Genomic DNA, 18,580 nt, shown 5'->3' with positions numbered 1-18,580 from the left:
TATGGAGCGAGGCACCAGTTTATACAACCCACAGCGCGGCGCATTGACAATAATCAAATTTCCGACATAACCACATTAACCGGTTAATTCGTCAACCTTCCCTCCAGCGCCGCGGCCGTTTTTTCCTCATTGACAAGATACGCGGCAATCGCGTCCTCCCCTGTCATGTTACGATCCGGCTCCTTGCCTTCCGCAATCCGGATGATGTTGAGGCAAAACCAGCCCAACGCACCTTTTGAGGGTTTTATCTGCTGCTCATAGGCGATCGTTATGGCTTCGGGAGAGGCGAGAAGTTGATTGGGCGCATCGGTATCGACGCACATCGGGCGGGCGATACCAATGATATCGACGTCACCTTCGGCAAGCGCCGCATCCATAGCGGCGCGTGTACGAAAACCGCCGGTGACCATCAGCGGCACCTTGGTCGCCGCGCGGATATTCTTGGCATAGCCCATAAAATAGGCTTCGCGCGCAATTGTCGAACCGCGGATTTCATCCGCGCCGCGCCCTCCGATCATCATCGCCGGATTCTCATAATTGCCGCCGGAAATTTCGAGCAGATCGACCGTATCCTCTTCAAGCCATCTAACGACCTGAAGACATTCCTCGTGGCTGAATCCGCCCTTCTGGAAATCGGAGGAATTCAGCTTCACCGAAATCGGGTATTCCGGCCCGACAGCGGCGCGAATGCCCTGCACGACCGAGCGGAGAAGCCGCGCCCGGTTTTCGAGGCTTCCGCCCCATTTATCGTCCCGCTGATTGGCGAGCGGCGACAGAAACTCCGAAATCAGATAGCCATGGGCGCCATGCACCTGCACCCCCGAGAACCCGGTTTCCTTCGCGACCTTTGCCACGTGAATGAAACGGCGGATGACATCATCGACTTCATCAGAGGTAAGCGCCTGCGGCGCGCCGAACGCGCTTTCCGGCAACGCCAGCGGAATTTCCGACGGCGCCACGGGTCGCGGATTAACCCGGCGCGGCGTCTGACGTCCTGCGTGCCCGATTTGCATAAAAAGAAGCGTATCGTTGACAATGCCCGACGCGGCAAAGGCACGCAGCTCGTCCAGTCCGCCGTTCTGGTCAATGACGACATTGCCGGGCCGTTCAAGATATCGACGGTCGACCTGAACGTTGCCGGTGATGAGAATCCCGGCGCCGCCTTCCGCCCATTTCCGATAGAGCGTGACATGCCGCTCGGTCGCGCGGTTCATCGAATCCGCAAGCCCTTCCGTCATCGGAGCCTTGGCGATCCTGTTTTTGACGGCTACACCGCAGGGAAGTGTGATGGGAGATGAAATATCTACTGTCATTAGGCGCTGATCCTTTTCGTCATTCTCGTGGTGACAATTTTGCCGGAGAAAATCCTAACGGGCTTTCTCCGGACGATCAAGCGAGCTTAAAAATTGCCTGTCTGGAAATCCCGAACGGCCTGCTGGATTTCATCGAAGCTATTCATCACGAACGGGCCGTAGCGGGCGACGGGCTCTCCCAACGGCCGCCCGGCGACGAGAATTGCCCGGCCGCTATGCTCACTCGAGAGGCGAACGCGATCCCCGTCGGATAGAATGGCAAGGTGATGTTGCGTTACTTCCTTGCCGCTGACATCGACGTCGCCATCAAAAACATAAACGAAAGCAGTATGCCCTTCAGTGATCGGCTGCTCAAAACTTCCGCCCGCCTCAAGCGCCACGTCGATATAGACGGGATCGGTTGCAACGCCCGATACGGGACCCGTAACCGGGCCATCCGGACCCTTGGCTTCACCCGCAAGAACCCGCAGTGTCACGCGGCCAAGATCGACGGTCGGCACGTCTTCCGGATCAATGTTCTGATAGCGTGGCACGCACATCTTGTCCTTTGCCGGCAGATTGACCCAAAGCTGGAATCCGCTCATGCGGCCTTCCTTTTGCTCGGGCATTTCCGAATGCACGATCCCTCGGCCCGCCGTCATCCACTGCACGCTGCCCGGGCCGAGCACGCCTTCCGCGCCCGTGGAATCCTTGTGCCGCATCTGGCCGTCGATCATATAGGTGACCGTCTCGAAGCCACGATGGGGATGCGAGGGGAATCCCGCAATATAATCATCGGGATTTTCCGTGCCGAAGTTATCCAGGAGCAAAAAAGGGTCGAGCTCAGATATCTGTCCCCCGCCGATCGAGCGGCGCAATTTCACGCCAGCGCCATCTGAGGCCACCTGGGATAAAATAACACGGCTGACTTTGCGTAAATTCGGCATGGGAACCTGTCTTTCCTTCAGATTTAATTTGGAACGATCGGTTTAATATAGGTACGAATTCGCTATTTCAAAGGGTCTGCTACCCTCTCCCGATAAAGGGCATCTTTGTCGCCATGATTGTCATGAACTGAACATTCGCATCCAGAGAGAGGCTATCCATATACAGGATGGCCGACGCGACATTTTCCACATCCATCACAGGTTCCGGCGCCATCGTCAGGTCGGCCTGCGGCACGCCTTTCTTGATGACGGCCGTCATCGGCGTTTCCGCATTGCCGATGTCAATTTGACCGCAGGCGATATCAAACGGGCGTCCGTCGAGCGACAGGCATTTCGTCAGCCCGGTAATGGCATGCTTCGTCGAGGTATAGGCAACGCTGTATGGCCGCGGGACATGGGCCGAAATAGAGCCGTTATTGATAATCCGTCCGCCCATCGGCGTCTGGCTGCGCATCATGCCGAAGGCTGCCCGCGCGCAATAAAAAGAACCATTCAAGTTCGTATTCACGACATTCTGCCAGACATCGACGGAAAGTTCGTCCGGCGTTACCGGCGGCGCGCCCAATCCCGCGTTGTTGAACAACAGGTCCAGCCGCCCGAATTTTTCCTTTACCGCCTGAAACAGGGCGTCGACTTCGGCCGGTACAGACACATCCGTGGGCACGACCAGACCGTTTGCCGCCTTGGCACCTGCGAGGTCGAGGGTTTCCTGAAGCGTTTTAAGGTTCCGTCCGGCGAGAGCAACGTTATATCCGTTCTTGAGAAGCCTCAAAGACACCGCCCGGCCAATGCCAGCGCCCGCTCCCGTTACCAGCGCAATCTTTCGTTTTTCAACCATTCCCTATTCCATCCACACCCGTTTTTTTAGCCAGCCATCGCTTTGGCGGCACGTTTTTGCGCCTGCCCGGCGACCAGCCGCCGCTTGCGCGGGGCGGCAAACCAGACGGACAATATTGAAAGGACCGACATTCCGATAATAACGTAAAAGGCCAGATGATAATTTCCGGCTTCGTCGTAAAAAAAGCCGGTGAGCCACGGCCCGACGGCGCCGCCGATAAGGGCAAGGGTGCTGATCGTCCCAAAGATAATCCCATAGCCGCGCCCCTGAAAGAGATCGGCGGGCATTGATCCGTAAACCGTTGCCACGCCATAACCGAGCCCACCCTGAAGAATGACCATGGCATACATCATGACCGCACTCGGGACATGCTCCATAACCAGCAGGAGGATGCAGCTCAGTAGGAAGCCGGCCGTTGAAATTGTCCAGACCCACTCCCTGCCAATCCGGTCGGAGAGGTTGCCGAGGTATATCTGTCCGAGCACGCCAGCGAACCCCACCAATCCAAGCGCCGACGCAGCCTCCAGTTCGGAAAACCCGATCTCGATCAGATATTTCGTCTGATGAACCTGAACGGCGTACCAGACATAGAGGGCCGTAGAGCATGCGAGCGCCAGCCACCAGAAGGTCGCCGTTTTGATAGCCTTTAACAACGTCCAGTCCGTGCTAACCCAGTTATGGTCGACAACGGGATCGGCCGCTGCTTGCTGGGCCTGTGTTTTTTCCTTGTCCGGCGCGGCATCCCCGTCCGGATAAAGACCGATATCGGAAGGCTGCTTGCGCTGCAGGAAAAAATTAAGGGGCAGCACGATAATCAACAGTAAGCCCGCCATCAGCCAGCAGGCATCGCGCCAGCCGTCGGCGGAAATCGTTTCCTGGATTAACGGCATCAGAATCATCGACCCGATCCCGACACCCGAAAACGCCACGCCCACCGCAAGACCGCGCCGCCGCTGGAACCAGTTGGGCAAGAACATCGACTGCCCCACGTAGGTCAGAACGATACCTGTGCCCACCATAAGAACGCCAAGCGTCAGGTAGAAATGCCAGGGCTCGATGGCAATGGTGGAGAGAAGGAGACCGAGGCTCACTGTTATCGCCGAGATGGATAGGAGAAATCTCGGCGCGACAAACTCCAGAAGTTTGCCAACGACCGGCGCCAGTACTGCTGCCATCGCGAAGCCGACCGAGAAAGCGGCCGCCGTCGTCGCGCGGTCCCATCCATATTCATTCAGGATCGCCGGAAACAACAGCGAGAACGAGGTGCGGACATTGACCCCGATCCCCATGGTGATAAAGACAATTGCAACAACCGCCCAGCCATAGAAGAATGGGGTGCGTGCGAGAAGCACATCAAGGCCATGAGGCGGCCCTTTTTGTTCCAATCTGACCATGCTGTTTCCTTGTTATTTTTCTGAAATTCGGAATTTCCCGTCAGCATGAGAAAAGCTTACTCCATCATTCGCGGCAAACGAAATGGAAAAGCAAGGCAGTGAACGATCTCTTTAATTGACTCCCTGAAACGACTTTGTATATTGCACCCAGGTGCTTCGGGGGCGCCTGCCCGCTCAAGATGACGTCACCTCGATAAAACGATGTTAGAGGCACATATTTAACTTTCTAGTTTGGCTTCGCGGGATGCCGGAAAAAACTTAGGAGTTACGATATGTCGATCCCGAAGAATAATCCCCTGGCCCGTCGATCGCTTGCCGAGCTTAAGATCCGCAGCCGCATTCTCTTGAAAGCGGCGGATCAGCAACAACCGAATGCGCTCAAGATACTGAGTTCCACGACCCGGACCGATCCTCCGTACAAGCTGAAAGATGCCCTCAAAAGCGTTGCACGAACGGCTGGCTTCAAAGACTGGCAGCATGCCCGCTATGTGCTTGGCGGATCCGCCCAGATCGGCGAGGATATGGGTGATATCTGGTACAGCGTCAAATGTCACGGCCTTCTGAACATCTGGTGCCGGAATTATGGCGAGGCGCGCGAACAGCTGGAAAAGCAGGAAGGTTATTTTCTGTTTCCCTATAAAACGCAGTTCATCGTCGCGAATGACGCCTATGTCAACGCATTGGGCGTCGAAACCGGCCATAAGCTGCGTCAGTCCGAGAATCGCGACCTCGTTGCCACCTACGGTTCAAGCTACTGGGATGATTTGACATTTCTCCGGTTGCAGGAGGCGATGGGCAGACCGGCCGGATAATTTGCGGCGGTACGGCTGTTTGACTAAAAACAGTCTGTTCAGGCTCAAAAAAAATAGACTATAGTGGGTGTCATCGAGCGGCAGACGGCCTTCATTCAGACAGCCCTTCGCCTTACCGCCAATTAATTACCCAGATGCCGCCTTGCAACACGGAGCTTCGTTGAAAATTGTCCGCGCCTTCCGCAAAACTTGGATTTGTCGAGCAGATTATCCTGCTGGCATTGATGATATCAATGGTGGCCCTGTCCATCGACGTCATGTTGCCGGCCCTGTTCGACATCAGCCGGGACCTGAAGGCGGCAAATCCGAATGACCGTCAATATGTGATCGCCGCGGTTTTTCTCGGACTTGCGATCGGACAGCTCTTCTACGGTCCGATTTCCGACAGCACGGGGAGAAAGCCCGCGATTTACTTCGGCTTCGGGCTTTTTCTGCTCGGCTGCCTGCTGTCGATCTTCGCAACAAACTTCACGGTCATGCTGATCGGGCGGTTGTTGCAGGGGCTCGGTGTGGCATCGCCGAGAATTGTCTCGCTCGCGCTTATCCGCGACCAATACGAGGGCCGCGAGATGGCGCGCTTCGTCTCGCTGGTCATGACAGTCTTCATTCTGGTGCCGGTGCTGGCGCCGGCGCTCGGCCAAGTCATCCTGATTTTTGCCGAATGGCGGGCAATTTTTGTTGTCCTGCTCCTTCTTGGTCTGGCGACCCTTACTTGGTTCGCCCTTCGCCAGGTCGAAACTCTTCCTCCGGAAAAGCGCGCGCCGCTCTCGCTTCGCCGGATTTGGCTTGCGGTCAAGGAAGTCGTCGGCACACGCGCGGCCTTCGGATACACGCTCGTCGGCGGATTTATTTTCAGCGCCTTCCTCGGCTACCTGACGATGTCCCAACAGATATTCCAGGATCAATACGGGGTCGGCGAGATGTTCGCGGTTTATTTCGGCGTACTCGCGCTCGCACTCGGCACGGCTTCGTTTGTCAACGCCCGTCTCGTCATGCGTTTCGGCATGCGGAAACTTTCCTATTACGCGCTGGTCGCACTGACCCTTTTATCGGGGCTGTTTGTCATTTATACCTATATTCATGACGGCCATCCGCCGCTTTCGACGCTCGTGGCTTTTTTTATGGTGACCTTTTTCTGCATCGGTATTCTGTTCGGAAATTTCAATGCCATGGCGATGGAGCCGCTCGGGCATATTGCCGGCGTGGCCGCCGCTGTCATCGGATCGATTACGACTTTCGTGTCAATGGGATTGGGCACACTGATCGCACAGCTTTATGACGGCACCGTCTTGCCTCTTGTCGCCAGTTTTGCGGTTCTTGGCGGGCTATCGCTCGCGGCCATGATCTGGACCGTGAAAACCTCCCACCAGCCTCCGCATTCCGGCTGATCATGTGGAACTCGATTAAATCTGTTGCGTCACTTCTTGCAAGCTATGGCTTCCTGATGGTCGCCAACGCCATGTTCGGAACCCTGCTTGGCCTGCGCAGCAAGCTTGAAGGATTTTCGACGGAAGTCACGGGCGTGATCATGGCCGGTTTCTTTATCGGCATGCTGCTGGGTGCCGTTTACGCCGTGCGCGTTGTCGCAAGCGCCGGCCATATCCGTAGCTTCGCGGCCTTCGCCTCCCTCATGTCCGTCGCCGTCCTCGCCCATGTGCTGATTATCAATCCGATCGCCTGGCTTTTTCTCCGCGCGCTTGCCGGATTCTGCATGGCCGGCATGGTGATGATCGTCGAAAGCTGGCTGAACGAGCGGTCCACCAACGCGACCCGCGGGCAGGTTCTCTCGCTTTACATGATAACCAACTACCTCGGCGCCGGATCGGGCCAGTTCCTGTTGACCGTTGCCAATCCCGACAGCTTCCAGCTTTTTTCCGTTGCCTCCATCATCTTCTCTGTCGCGCTTGTCCCTATTCTTCTGACGCGGGCGACGGCGCCAAAACCCTCCGCGCCGGAGCGGATGAAATTCCGTGACCTCGTCAGAATCTCGCCGGTCGGCGTCGCGGGCACACTTGTTTCCGGGCTGGCGAACTCGGCGATTAACAGTATGGGGCCTATATTCGCCGCTTCTGTCGGGCTCAGTCTGGGTCAGATCTCCACCTTTATGGCCAGCATCCTGCTGGGTGGCATGTTGCTGCAGTTCCCGGTCGGCCGGTTGTCGGACCGATTCGACCGACGGACCATTCTGATCGGTTCGGCTCTCGCGGCGGCTCTTGCAAGCGGAGGAATCCTGTGGGCGGCCACGGGACATCATGTGCTTGCCCTGTTTATCTTTTGCCTCATCTATGGCGGCTTCTGTTACACCATCTACCCGATGTCTTCCGCCCAGGTAAACGATCTTGCGGACCAGAATCGGCTTGTTCAGGTGTCCGCCGGCCTCCTGCTGGCCTATGGCACGGGCGCCAGTATCGGACCGATTATTGCCTCGCAAATCATGGGCCAGGTCGGACCCAACGGGCTTTTCTATTATGTGATCGGCTGCACCCTTATTCTCGCGATGGTGACCGTGGTCCGGGTTATTCAGCGGCCTTCAGGCAAGAAAAAGGCAGAATTTTTGCCGCTGGGAAGCCTCGGTTCCTCAAGCAAGCAGCTTTACAGCAACGTTGCACGGGAAACCGTGAAGGATGACGGAAAGGGCGAGGGAAATGACAGTTGATCATGCGCCAAGTTTCCCGTTGCCTGTCCCGTTAAAGCGAATAAACTCCCTTATTCCTTATGTGATCTTTTTGAGGAAATTACCGTCATGAGTGTCAAGAACGGCCGCCAATTTTTAAGCATCCCTGGTCCGACGACTGTCCCCGATGAGGTTTTGGCGGCCATGCATCGGCCTGCCGTCGATATACGCAAAGGCGAATTGGTAGAAGTAACTGCGGGTATCAAGAAAGATCTCCGGATGATCACCAAAACGCAAGGCTACCCCTTTATCTACATCGCCAACGGGCATGGCGCCTGGGAAGGGGCACTGACCAACGTGCTCAACCGCGATGATAAAGTCCTCGTACTGGAAAGCGGATTCTTTGCCGTCGGCTGGGGGCAGGCGGGCGCGACATTCGGGCTGGATGTGGAGATTTTGCCCGGAAGCTATCAGAAAGCAGTTGATCCGGCGGCGTTGGAGGCGCGGCTGAAGGCGGATACAAGTGGTGATATCAAAGCTGTCCTCACCGTCCAGATCGACACGGCGTCAAGCGTCGTCAATGACATCCCCGCGATCCGCCGGGCAATTGACAACGCGGGCCACGACGCATTGCTGATGGTTGACACCATCGCAAGTCTTGGCACCATGGATTACCGGATGGATGAATGGGGCGTCGATGTTACCGTCGCCGCCTGCCAGAAGGGCCTGATGATGTCCCCCGGCGTGAGTTTTGTCATCGCGAATGAAAAAGCGATGGAACGTCATCAAAACGCCAATCTCAGGACCGCCTATTGGGACTGGACAAGCCGTCAGGGGGCGGAACATTACCGTAATTACTCAGGTACGCCACCGGTCCATTTACTCTTCGGACTGCAAAAAGCCTTCGAGATGATTAACGAGGAAGGGCTGGACGCGATTTTCCTGCGCCATAAGCTGCTGGCAGAAGCGACCCGCGCCGCCGTCGGAAAATGGTCGGAAAAGGGCGAGTTTACGTTCAACATCACAAATCCGGCGGAACGGTCGAATTCCGTAACGACCGTATTGGTAACGCATCCGGAAAATCTTGAAGCCATCCACGACTATTGTATCGACAAATGCAATGTCGTCGTCGGTGTCGGCATCGCCGGTCTATCGGGAAAGGCGCTCCGGATCGCGCATATGGGGCATATCAATGCGCCGATGCTTTTGGGCACCCTCAGCTCTCTCGAGATGAGTTTCAAGGCCCTTGGCATTCCGCACGGGACAGGCGGCGTGCAGGCCGCAATCGACCATCTTGCGGCAAATGTCCCGCGATAGCCGAGAGGTGTGACGGCAGACACGGACGACGACATTTTTTCCTGTTATCATTGATCAAATTTGGATGAGGTGTTTATGCCAAAACAGGATCATGCCGGGGTTCGCATTCCGCCGCCGCTTTGCTTTTTCGCCTTTCTGGTTGCCGGGATTTTGCTGAATTCCGATTGGACGGAGGGTCGGCTTGCCAACGCTTATTTGACGATTATTGGCGGGCTGATTGCCATTATCTCCCTGATTTACCTGATCATATCGGCACTGAAACACAAAGCCGCGGGGTCCAATGTCGAGCCATGGAAGCCGACGACAACGATCATCACCGATGGAGTTTATAAATATTCCCGCAACCCGATTTATGTTGCCATGGCGGTCGTCTATGCGGGCGTCGCCATCGCCGCCGGAAGCTGGCTTGCCCTCCTTTTTCTGCCCTTATGTCTGCTGTTTATACGGTACTATGTTATCGCCCGGGAAGAAGCCTACCTTGAAGAAAAGTTCGGCAAGGAATATCTAGACTACAAGGCACGGGTCCGTCGCTGGCTGTAGAACAACAGTCTGGCAGCGGAAATTCCCACCGAAACAGACACAGTATCGCAAGGGGCACGGCAGATGACAGAAGACGTAAAAACCCATGTCAAATCAAAGACGACCTGGACGAGGCTGATATATCTGATCCTGTACGGGATCATATATCGGGTCGCCGGAATAGTGCTCTTCGCTATTACAATCATTCAGTTTGTGAAGGCGCTTCTGACCGGCAGTCCCTTCGAACAGTTGCAGTCCTTTGGCGGCGCGCTTGCGGAATATAATAGGCAGCTCGTTGCGTTCCTTTCCTATCAGAGCGACGAAAAGCCATTTCCGATTGGCCCCTGGCCGCCGGAACAACCGCGTGAGACCGACAGCGAAAAAGCTGATGACGTGATCATTGTGGCTGAAACGTCGTCAAGTCCGTCAAAACCTGCCGAGCCCCCGAAGAAGCCCCGCGCTCGTCCCACGAAGAAACCGGACGCGCCAAAGGAAGACGAGGGATCCGATAATTCTTGATCGCTTCAATTCCTTTGAAACAGGAAATGTCGGCTTTGGAATTGCGGCCACCTGTTCCCTGTGCCATGACCAACAAAAGTAACTGAGCCGGCGGATATGAGAAGATGACCAACAAACTCCAGGAACTCCTCGACAGCAAGCCCTTCCTGCTGGCCGATGGTGCCGTTGGCACGAATTTATTTGCCGTCGGTCTGCAATCAGGCGACGCGCCGGAATTGTGGAATACGGACGCGCCAGAAAAAATCCATGCGTTGCATCGTGGCTTCGTCGACGCGGGTTCCGATATCATTCTTACGAACAGTTTCGGCGGAACAGCATATCGGCTCAAACTTCACAATGCGCAGGACCGGGTTCGCGAGCTCAATCTTGCCGCCGCCGGGATTGCGCGCAGTGAGGCCGACCGGGCGGGTCGCCCTGTCGTCGTCGCCGGCTCCATGGGGCCGACCGGCGAGCTTATGGAGCCCATGGGCGCCCTCACCCATGAAACCGCCGTCGCCGCATTCAAGGAACAGGCCGACGCCCTCATCGAAGGCGGGGTGGATGTTCTCTGGATCGAGACCATGTCATCGAAAGAGGAAGTTGCCGCCGCTGTCGAGGCGGCCGCGACCACAGGTCACCCGTTCGTCTGCACCATGTCCTTCGATACAAACCGGCGCACGATGATGGGTATCAAGCCGGCTGAATTTACGGACTTCTGTCATGAGCTTCCGGCGCGTCCCATGGGATGGGGAGCCAACTGCGGCGTTGGGGCAGGCGAAATGCTTGAAACCGTACTTGGACTTAAATCCACCGCCGTGCCAGGCGACGTCATTGTCGCCAAGGCTAACTGCGGAATTCCGGAATTCAAGGACGGCGCGCTTACCTATAGCGGCACCCTTGATGTCATGGCCGACTATGCACGGCTCGCCGCAGACGCCGGTGCGCGTATAATCGGCGGATGTTGCGGCACCAGCCATGCACATTTGCAGGCAATGGCGGTGGCGCTTGAAGACTATCACCCGCGAGAGGAGATCAGCCTTGCGGATATCGAAGCCCGCTTTGGTCCGGTCTGGAAAATAGCGCTTCCGGCGGAGGCAACACATGGCGCCACCCCCAAGGGCGAGGGAAGCGGCCGCAGGTCCGGCCGCCGCCGGAAGGGATAACAGGCTTTAAGCGCCGGCGCTCGGCCGCGCGGATACCGCCGCATGCCAGCGCTTCAGATTGTCAAGACCATCCGGCATCTCGACCTTCGCCATGCCGGTCGCAAAATCGACAACGACCATCGCACCGATATCCGCGACGGAATAGCTGGTGCCGACGACAAAATCCTGCCCGTTTAACTGATTGTCGAGATCTTCGAAGAAATAGAGAACCCGCTGGCGTCCGCGCTCGGCAAGTTCGGGTATCTGCTCAACATTCCGCGGACCGGTGAGGGCGCGCCCGGCGAGCCTTGGCGCTGAATTGCGAAGTGCCTCCGCAACCGCCATAAAGCCGTTTACGTTGATATAGTGGCACCAATCGTTGATATGCGCGCGCTCCTCGATCGTCCGGCCGAACAGCGGCGGCTCGGGGAATTTTTCCTCCAGATACCGGTTGATGGCGTCGATAGATGAAATATGGCTGCCATCGTCAAGCTCGAGCACGGGAATGGTGCAATGCGGATTAATCGACTTGAAATCCTTAGCAAACTGCGCCCCTTCACGGATATTGATGGAGATAGTCTCCAGCTCGACGCCCTTTTCTGCCAGAAAAATTCTGACACGGCGCGGACTTGGGGGGCCGGGAAAATCGTACAGCTTCATTTATAATGGTCCTTATCCAGTATTGCGCCCCGGATCAGATGAGCTTCCTGCTAGTTGAGGAATCCCTCAAATATTTCGTCGTCGCCAATCATACCGATTAGCGTCCCATTCTCAACCAGCAAAACCGGGGACCCCGATTTGCGGCGGATCTCGATGACGTCCCTCAGCATGATATCAGGCGGCGCGGTGACATATTGATCATACCCGATACCGTCAAATCCATTGCCGGGCTCAAATCCGGTGATGCCGGAGGGTTTGCCGTTGGTCGTGGCCGACAACAACTTCCCGTCTTTATCGACGCGGATGCGCCAACAGCCGGTCCGATCAAGGACAAGTTCACCCTCTTCTTTCGGTATTTTTGCCAACGGCGCCATCAGGCTCCGGCCTTTCAGAACATTGAGTGGATTCATATGGCCGACAAAATCGGAAACATAGGCATTGGCCGGGTTACGGACGATTTCTTCCGCCGTGTCATACTGGACAATCCGCGCCTGATCCATGATCGCGATTTTGTTGCCGATCTTCAGCGCCTCATCCAGATCATGACTGACGAAAATTATGGTTTTGTGCATTTTCTCCTGAAGCTGCAGAAGTTCGTCCTGGAGACGGCTACGGATCAGCGGATCAAGCGCCGAAAATGGCTCGTCCATCAGCAGGATGTCGGCATCCGTGGCAAACGCCCGGGCAAGTCCGACGCGCTGTTGCATCCCGCCTGAAAGTTCGTGCACGAACTTGTCCTTCCATTGGTCAAGCTGGACAAGTGAGAGCTTTTCTTCAACAATGCGCAGTCTCTCACGTCTTCCGACGCCCCGGAGTTCCAGACCGAACCCCACATTCTCGGCGACCGTTCTCCAGGGCAGCAACGCAAATTGCTGAAAGACCATTGAAATACGGTGCATCCGCAAATGACGGAGGGTCGACGCATCCGTGTCGGGAAGGTTTAACTGCTGGCCTTCATGTTCGATCAGCACCTTGCCGCGCGATACCTTGTTGAGACCATTAACGGCCCGAAGCAATGTCGACTTCCCGGAGCCCGACAAACCCATTAGAACGCAAATCTCGCCCGCATTCACCGCAAGCGATGCACCGGCGACGCCCAGCACATTCCCGGTTTCCTCAAGAATTTTTTCCCGGTCGGCGCCGCCGTCGAGAAGTGCAAGCGCCGGCGCCGGGTTGCTGCCAAAAATAATATCCACATCTTTGAATTCGACGACAGCCATTCTATTTTTTCTCCGACTGGGATGGCTGCTTGCAGACCCGGTCCAGCAGGATCGCAATGATGACAATGGCGAGCCCCGCTTCGAAACCCTTGGCGATATTGACCGTATTGAGCGCGCGCAGGACAGGAACGCCGAGCCCCGGCGCGCCGACCATTGCGGCAATCACCACCATTGAAAGACAGAGCATGATGCATTGCGTAACACCCGCCATGATGGTTGGCGCGGCATGCGGCAGTTCGATCTTCCAGAGAATCTGCTGTTTTGTTGCGCCAAAGGCGTCGCCCGCCTCGATCAATGTTTTCGGAACGCTCGAGATCCCGAGATAGGTGAGCCGGATGGGTGCCGGGATCGCAAAGATGACTGTCGAGATCAGCCCGGGAACAACGCCGAGACCGAACATGATCATCGTCGGAATCAAATAGACAAACGTCGGTATGGTTTGCATCAGGTCGAGAACGGGACGAAGGAAAGTGTATACGCGCGGCCGGTGCGCCGCCACGATACCAATCGGCACCCCGACAACCACGCAACTTAGCGTCGCGAATATGATCAGCCCCAGCGTCCGGACCGTTTCTTCCCAGTAGCCGAGATTAATGACAAGCAGCAGCGACAGTAAAATCAGCAGGGAGAGTTTCCAACTGCGATGGAGGGCATAGGCGAGGCCTGCAAAAATGACCACAAGCAGAAGCGGCGGGCACCAGAGCATGAGGTCGATGAGCCCGTTGATCAGAAATGCGAGCCCATCTGAAAAGCTGTCAAAAATCCAAGCGCAATGATCGAGTATGAAATCAACGCCGTCGCGAATCCAGTTACCAAGCGGTATTTTATGATCGGTAAGCCACTCCATGTCATGCCCCCCCTGATTGACGCGGCTACGCTCTATGACCGGGAAATCAGCGGCCGGTTCCTATCCCGGCCACTTGCTCTTTTTACATTCCCAAAGCCTTGTTAAGCGCGGCCGCAGCATCTCCGCCTTCGAAGGTAGTTACGCCCGCGATCCAGGCTGCCGGAACGTCAGGATGCTTTTTAAGCCAGGCTTCGGCGGCCTTTTTCGGATCCACGCCGTCATCAAGGATGGCCGCCATAATCTCATTCTCCATGGCAAGGGTGAATTTGAGATTGGCGATCAGCTTACCGGCATTAGGACAATCAGTCAGATATCCCTTCCGCACATTCGTGAACACTTCGGCGCCACCAAAGTTTGGTCCGAAATAATCGTCACCGCCTGACAAATAGGTCATATCGAAATTGGCGTTCATCGGATGCGGTTCCCAGCCCAGGAAAACCACCCATTCCTTTTTCCGATCGGCGCGGGCGACCTGGGCGAGCATTCCCTGTTCGCTCGATTCGACGACTTCGAAACCTTTGAGCCCGAACGCGTCAGAATCGATCATATCCTGAATGAGGCGGTTACCATCATTGCCAGGCTCGATCCCGTAAATCTTACCGTCGAGCTGATCTCTGAACTTGGCAATATCGGCAAAACTTTTTATTCCGCCATCGGCCGCCGCCTTGTTCACCGCAAGGGTATATTTCGCGCCGGCAAGGTTCATTCCTGTCGTCTCGACGGACCCATCCTCCCGATAAGGGGCGATGTCGCCTTCCATCGTCGGCATCCAGTTGCCGAGAAAGACGTCGATATCGCCATTTTTCAGACTGGCATAGGTGACCGGAACGGAAAGGACAGTCGCCGTCGGTTCATATCCCAACGCGTCCAGAACGACCGAAGCGGCGGCGGTCGTCGCGGTGATATCCGTCCAGCCGACATCGGAAAAGCGGACTTTCTGGCAGGCCGCCGGATCTGCCGCTTGCGCTGCAGATAATGTAGTGAACAGGGCGACGCCCGCGGTCAGGAGCAATTGTGGTAGTTTCATCGACATATTACGGTTCCCCATTTAAAATCAGTAATTTATCCTGCGCCCGGGTAGGGACGCCAACCATCCTCAAGCCGCCTATTACTGGTTGGCAGGCGACAAGGGCCGCCGCCCGGCAGCTTCAGGTTTTAAGCCAGTAATCGCCGCCCTCACGGGTACATAGATGTCCCGCTGTCGGCGTTGCAAAATGCGTCCCGATGATCAGCGTATCGGAATCGCTGTACTTTTTCAAAAACGCTTCCCTGGTGTTACGGGCCGCGACGGCATCCGAATCAGCGGAGCTCGACCAGTCAGGCCGGGCAATCTGACAGGGATGATGCATGCTGTCGCCCGTGATGACCGCTTCCGCCCCGTTCGAGCGTATCTGCACGCAGACATGCCCCGGTGTATGGCCCGGCGACGGAAACAGGCTGACCTCTTCACAAATCCGATGGTCCGTGGCGACAAAATCGGCAAGGCCGGCATTGACGATCGGCGCGACCGAATCGCCGATGACATCGCCATATTCCTCCTGCGACGCAGAGTTCCAATAGGCCCATTCCTTTTCGCCGATCAAATACCGCGCATTCGGGAATGTCGGCACCCACTCGCCATCCACCAGCATCGTATTCCAGCCGACATGGTCCACATGGAGATGTGTGCAGAGAACCGTATCGATGCTGTCGCGCGGATATCCGGCCGCTTCAAGATCCGCAAGGAAGGTGGTCTGCAACATGTTCCAGGCGGGAATCTCGCGTTTCTTGTCATTCCCAAGGCAGGTATCGACGATGATTCTGCGCGTTCCCGTATCGATGATGAGAGCATGTATGCTCATGATCAGTTTCCCCTCCGCCGAGGCGAAATGCGGGACGAGCCAGTCTATCGGTTGGACGGCTTCTGGTGTTGCCTGAGGCAAGATAAAGCGCGTGCCGCCCGTCGCCTCCACCTCGACGACACGGGTGATCTTGACTTGACCGATCTGCCAAGTGTTCATGCCGGCTTCCTCCTTCATTATTATTTTTTGCCGTTTCGGAAGTATAGCGGTTAAAGGCCGCCTTACAATACCGTTCAACGAGATCTGCCAAAGGTCAGCCAGGCGGCGTAAATCCGCGTTACAGTCGTCACCCAGCACATCACGCCAAAAATCACCGCGATCACAACGAAATAATCCGGGAAAACGCACATCAATATCATGGCCGTGATTGTCTCTCCCCCTTCGGCAAGGCCACCAAGATAATAGAGCGACTTGCGCCCCTGGATGTCGGTGGAAATCTTGTACTTCTCCGCCATGATTGCATAGGTGAGAAACGTCGATCCGGTTCCCATGAAGCTGAAAATCAGGAACGCGGAATAAATGGCATTTTCCGGCCGGGCCAGCGCGAAGGCGAAAACAACGGCGGAATAGAAGATGAAATCGCAAACGATATCGAGATATCCGCCGAAGTCAGTTAATAGCGAATGCCGCGCCACAGCCCCGTCGAGACCATCGAAGAGCCGGTTAAGCAAAATCAGAAGGAGGGCGGCGCCATAGGATTCGATCGCAATCAGGGGAACCGCCGCCAAGCCCAGTGCGAACCCCACGACCGTAACCGCATTCGCGGATACGCCAAAGGCGGCGAGTCGCGTACCCATGGCGTTCAATGGTGGATCGATAACATTCCGGAGGGCCGCATCAAACATCTCTTCTTCGAAATACCTTCTTGATCCGCAAACAGTCTGGTGAGATTGTATCTGAAAAATGACATAATGACATACAGCGGACAAAGCAAAGCGATATCGCGCTGCTCCCGATAATGTGAATTCGCGTTATAAGGAAACGAAATGGCTCACACGCACGAATTTATTGCCCGTATCGACTGGACCGGGGCGGGCAAAGGGACGACGACCGACTATAAAACCTACTCCCGTGACTATGATATTTCGATCAAGGGGCGGCAGAAAATTAAAGGTTCCGCAGATCCCGTATTTCTTGGAACCGATGACCGGTATAATCCGGAAGATCTTCTCGTCGCGTCGCTCTCTGCCTGCCATATGCTGAGCTATCTCGCCCTTTGCGCCAGGAACAAGATTGAAGTTCTCGACTATCATGATGACGCCTGGGGCAAAATGGAGATGAAGGAGGGAAGCCTTCGCTTTACGGACGTCCTATTGAAGCCGGTTGTGACCATCGCGAGCGACGGCGACCTCGAGAAAGCGAAGCGGCTCCATCATGACGCGCACGGCGTTTGCTTTATCGCCAATTCCGTCAATTTCCCCGTCCGTAATGAGGCGACGGTCAGCCTTGCGAAATAACCAATTTTTAACCGAAGAGTGAGAGAGTTACGTCAGAAGAAAACTTTGTCGAGACAACGAATGCAATTGAAGTTTGAAGCGGCGATTTATAATGAGGAAGTTCTGGCAGCGGTACAGGACGGCGAACATCACAGAAATCTGTCAGACAGCTGGGCGGAAACGCATTATTTTGACGTTTACGCCACGAGTCTCGAGCAGGCCTGGGAAAAAATGCGCCGCAAATACAGCGCGGAACGCGGCTTCGTTATCAAAGCCATCGACGAAATCGACTAACCTTCAGGATTAGTAGCCGACATAATAGGGATTGGTGCCGCCGGCGTGATCGGTGACATCAAGGACACGCTCTATTGTCGGCACGGCTGATTTTATCTCGACTTCCACACCCTGTTTCAAGGTCGCATCGGCCATGCCGCATCCCTGGCAGCCGCCGGCCATTTCAACGAAGGCTGTCCGGTCCTGAATATCGATCAGGGTAATATAGCCGCCATGTGCCGCAATCGCGGGGTTGATGCGGGTTTCCAGCAGAACACGAATCTGCTCCGCCTCATCCGTCAAGAGACCCGGCCGGTCCGACGTGTTCGCCGCCTCTTCGTCGATCATGCGCTCAAACCGGACACGCTGTATTTCCGGCACGAAATGCTTGAGCGTGTTCTCGATTTTGATCTGTGTTCCAAAGGCCGGCGTCGAGAGACCGGTGCTGTCCATCTCGAGAGTGACGACACCTTCGGTTGGATCATAGGATTTGAACGCAACATCACCGCCATCTTCGAGAAGTTGAGGTCGAACGCGATCGCGGACCAACTCGACGATGGAATCAACGACCTTTTGCTCCTCATCCGAATAGCTGGCGCTTGCAGTCGGGTTTCCGCCATTCAGGACCGGCAAACCGCTCATATAATGGTCCATTATCGCCGCCAGCACCATCGGCTTGAGCTGTATCCAGAGCGTCTTGTGCTCATCATCGGGGCGTTTGATTATGGTGACATAGTCTTCACCAAGTTCCACGGCCTTGATGCCCGGTATATCAAAGAGGCGCGCCGCCAGCGGAGAGCGCGCGCGTCCCTCGGTCTCGTCCTCGAAAAGGATGGAACCGGAAGCCAGCACCTGACGGCCGGGCACAAATTTCATCCTGTCTTCGCTTTCATGCGGCAGGGTCTGAATAAACATCAACAAGCTCCCTTC

General features: G+C 55.9%; 20 protein-coding genes. 9 read left to right on the top strand and 11 right to left on the bottom strand.

Features of this window, described 5'->3' with window-relative positions:
- Nucleotides 1-83: 83 nt before the first annotated feature.
- The 4 genes from GQF03_RS06055 to GQF03_RS06040 form a co-directional block, all read right to left on the bottom strand.
- Complete coding sequence (locus tag GQF03_RS06055; RefSeq protein WP_161338315.1) at nucleotides 84-1,313, bottom strand: NADH:flavin oxidoreductase/NADH oxidase family protein; 1,230 nt, start codon at nucleotides 1,311-1,313, stop codon at nucleotides 84-86.
- A gap of 86 nt (nucleotides 1,314-1,399) precedes the next feature.
- Nucleotides 1,400-2,239 (bottom strand): pirin family protein, encoded by an 840-nt coding sequence (locus tag GQF03_RS06050; RefSeq protein ID WP_161338314.1) that lies wholly within the window; start codon nucleotides 2,237-2,239, stop codon nucleotides 1,400-1,402.
- 79 nt (nucleotides 2,240-2,318) lie between these two features.
- Nucleotides 2,319-3,077, bottom strand: a complete 759-nt coding sequence (locus GQF03_RS06045) for an SDR family oxidoreductase (RefSeq protein ID WP_161338313.1) — start codon at nucleotides 3,075-3,077, stop codon at nucleotides 2,319-2,321.
- A 26-nt stretch (nucleotides 3,078-3,103) separates the two neighbouring features.
- Nucleotides 3,104-4,471, bottom strand: a complete 1,368-nt coding sequence (locus tag GQF03_RS06040; protein WP_161338312.1) for an MFS transporter — start codon at nucleotides 4,469-4,471, stop codon at nucleotides 3,104-3,106.
- Between the two features lie 272 nt (nucleotides 4,472-4,743).
- On the opposite strand from GQF03_RS06040, the gene GQF03_RS06035 reads away from it, so the two are divergent.
- From GQF03_RS06035 to bmt, 7 genes are all read left to right on the top strand, one after another.
- Nucleotides 4,744-5,283 (top strand): hypothetical protein, encoded by a 540-nt coding sequence (locus tag GQF03_RS06035; protein ID WP_161338311.1) that lies wholly within the window; start codon nucleotides 4,744-4,746, stop codon nucleotides 5,281-5,283.
- 167 nt (nucleotides 5,284-5,450) lie between these two features.
- Nucleotides 5,451-6,671 carry a multidrug effflux MFS transporter gene (locus tag GQF03_RS06030; RefSeq protein ID WP_206376346.1) on the top strand — a complete coding sequence of 407 codons (1,221 nt, stop codon included), beginning with the start codon at nucleotides 5,451-5,453 and terminating at the stop codon, nucleotides 6,669-6,671.
- A 2-nt stretch (nucleotides 6,672-6,673) separates the two neighbouring features.
- Nucleotides 6,674-7,939 carry an MFS transporter gene (locus tag GQF03_RS06025; protein ID WP_161338310.1) on the top strand — a complete coding sequence of 422 codons (1,266 nt, stop codon included), beginning with the start codon at nucleotides 6,674-6,676 and terminating at the stop codon, nucleotides 7,937-7,939.
- An 87-nt stretch (nucleotides 7,940-8,026) separates the two neighbouring features.
- Nucleotides 8,027-9,214, top strand: a complete 1,188-nt coding sequence (locus GQF03_RS06020; RefSeq protein WP_161338309.1) for a pyridoxal-phosphate-dependent aminotransferase family protein — start codon at nucleotides 8,027-8,029, stop codon at nucleotides 9,212-9,214.
- A gap of 75 nt (nucleotides 9,215-9,289) precedes the next feature.
- Nucleotides 9,290-9,754 carry a methyltransferase family protein gene (locus GQF03_RS06015; protein ID WP_162858434.1) on the top strand — a complete coding sequence of 155 codons (465 nt, stop codon included), beginning with the start codon at nucleotides 9,290-9,292 and terminating at the stop codon, nucleotides 9,752-9,754.
- 63 nt (nucleotides 9,755-9,817) lie between these two features.
- Nucleotides 9,818-10,252: a DUF4389 domain-containing protein gene (locus GQF03_RS06010; protein ID WP_161338308.1), complete on the top strand. Its 435-nt coding sequence runs from the start codon at nucleotides 9,818-9,820 to the stop codon at nucleotides 10,250-10,252.
- A 104-nt stretch (nucleotides 10,253-10,356) separates the two neighbouring features.
- Nucleotides 10,357-11,394, top strand: a complete 1,038-nt coding sequence (bmt, locus tag GQF03_RS06005) for a betaine--homocysteine S-methyltransferase (protein WP_161338307.1) — start codon at nucleotides 10,357-10,359, stop codon at nucleotides 11,392-11,394.
- A 6-nt stretch (nucleotides 11,395-11,400) separates the two neighbouring features.
- Here the strand turns inward: bmt and GQF03_RS06000 are convergent, their stop codons facing one another.
- From GQF03_RS06000 to GQF03_RS05975, 6 genes are all read right to left on the bottom strand, one after another.
- Nucleotides 11,401-12,033 (bottom strand): glutathione S-transferase family protein, encoded by a 633-nt coding sequence (locus tag GQF03_RS06000; RefSeq protein WP_161338306.1) that lies wholly within the window; start codon nucleotides 12,031-12,033, stop codon nucleotides 11,401-11,403.
- Nucleotides 12,034-12,083: 50 nt separating this feature from the next.
- Nucleotides 12,084-13,253, bottom strand: coding sequence for a choline ABC transporter ATP-binding protein (gene choV / locus GQF03_RS05995; RefSeq protein ID WP_161338305.1), 1,170 nt, complete (start codon nucleotides 13,251-13,253; stop codon nucleotides 12,084-12,086).
- Between the two features lies 1 nt (nucleotide 13,254).
- Nucleotides 13,255-14,100: a choline ABC transporter permease subunit gene (gene choW, locus GQF03_RS05990; RefSeq protein ID WP_161338304.1), complete on the bottom strand. Its 846-nt coding sequence runs from the start codon at nucleotides 14,098-14,100 to the stop codon at nucleotides 13,255-13,257.
- An 82-nt stretch (nucleotides 14,101-14,182) separates the two neighbouring features.
- A complete protein-coding gene (locus GQF03_RS05985; RefSeq protein ID WP_161338504.1) occupies nucleotides 14,183-15,127 on the bottom strand; it encodes a choline ABC transporter substrate-binding protein in 945 nt (314 codons plus the stop codon).
- A gap of 121 nt (nucleotides 15,128-15,248) precedes the next feature.
- Nucleotides 15,249-16,100, bottom strand: a complete 852-nt coding sequence (locus GQF03_RS05980) for an MBL fold metallo-hydrolase (RefSeq protein ID WP_161338303.1) — start codon at nucleotides 16,098-16,100, stop codon at nucleotides 15,249-15,251.
- Nucleotides 16,101-16,174: 74 nt separating this feature from the next.
- Nucleotides 16,175-16,786, bottom strand: coding sequence for a CDP-alcohol phosphatidyltransferase family protein (locus tag GQF03_RS05975; protein ID WP_161338302.1), 612 nt, complete (start codon nucleotides 16,784-16,786; stop codon nucleotides 16,175-16,177).
- A 141-nt stretch (nucleotides 16,787-16,927) separates the two neighbouring features.
- Here GQF03_RS05975 and GQF03_RS05970 point away from each other — a divergent pair, with 141 nt between their 5' ends.
- On the top strand, nucleotides 16,928-17,398 hold the full coding sequence (locus GQF03_RS05970) for an OsmC family protein (protein ID WP_161338301.1): 471 nt from the start codon (nucleotides 16,928-16,930) through the stop codon (nucleotides 17,396-17,398).
- A gap of 60 nt (nucleotides 17,399-17,458) precedes the next feature.
- The gene (locus GQF03_RS05965; protein ID WP_161338300.1) at nucleotides 17,459-17,671 is read left to right on the top strand and encodes a hypothetical protein; all 213 of its coding nucleotides are present in this window, start codon (nucleotides 17,459-17,461) and stop codon (nucleotides 17,669-17,671) included.
- Nucleotides 17,672-17,680: 9 nt separating this feature from the next.
- On the opposite strand, the gene GQF03_RS05960 is transcribed toward GQF03_RS05965, so the two are convergent.
- On the bottom strand, nucleotides 17,681-18,565 hold the full coding sequence (locus GQF03_RS05960) for a NifU family protein (RefSeq protein WP_161338299.1): 885 nt from the start codon (nucleotides 18,563-18,565) through the stop codon (nucleotides 17,681-17,683).
- Nucleotides 18,566-18,580 lie beyond the last annotated feature (15 nt).

The sequence above is a fragment of the Sneathiella chungangensis genome (genome assembly GCF_009882935.1).
Classification (GTDB): Bacteria; Pseudomonadota; Alphaproteobacteria; order Sneathiellales; family Sneathiellaceae; genus Sneathiella; species Sneathiella chungangensis.
Note: the sequence above shows the minus strand (reverse complement) of the source record. Positions and strands in the feature narration are given on the sequence as shown.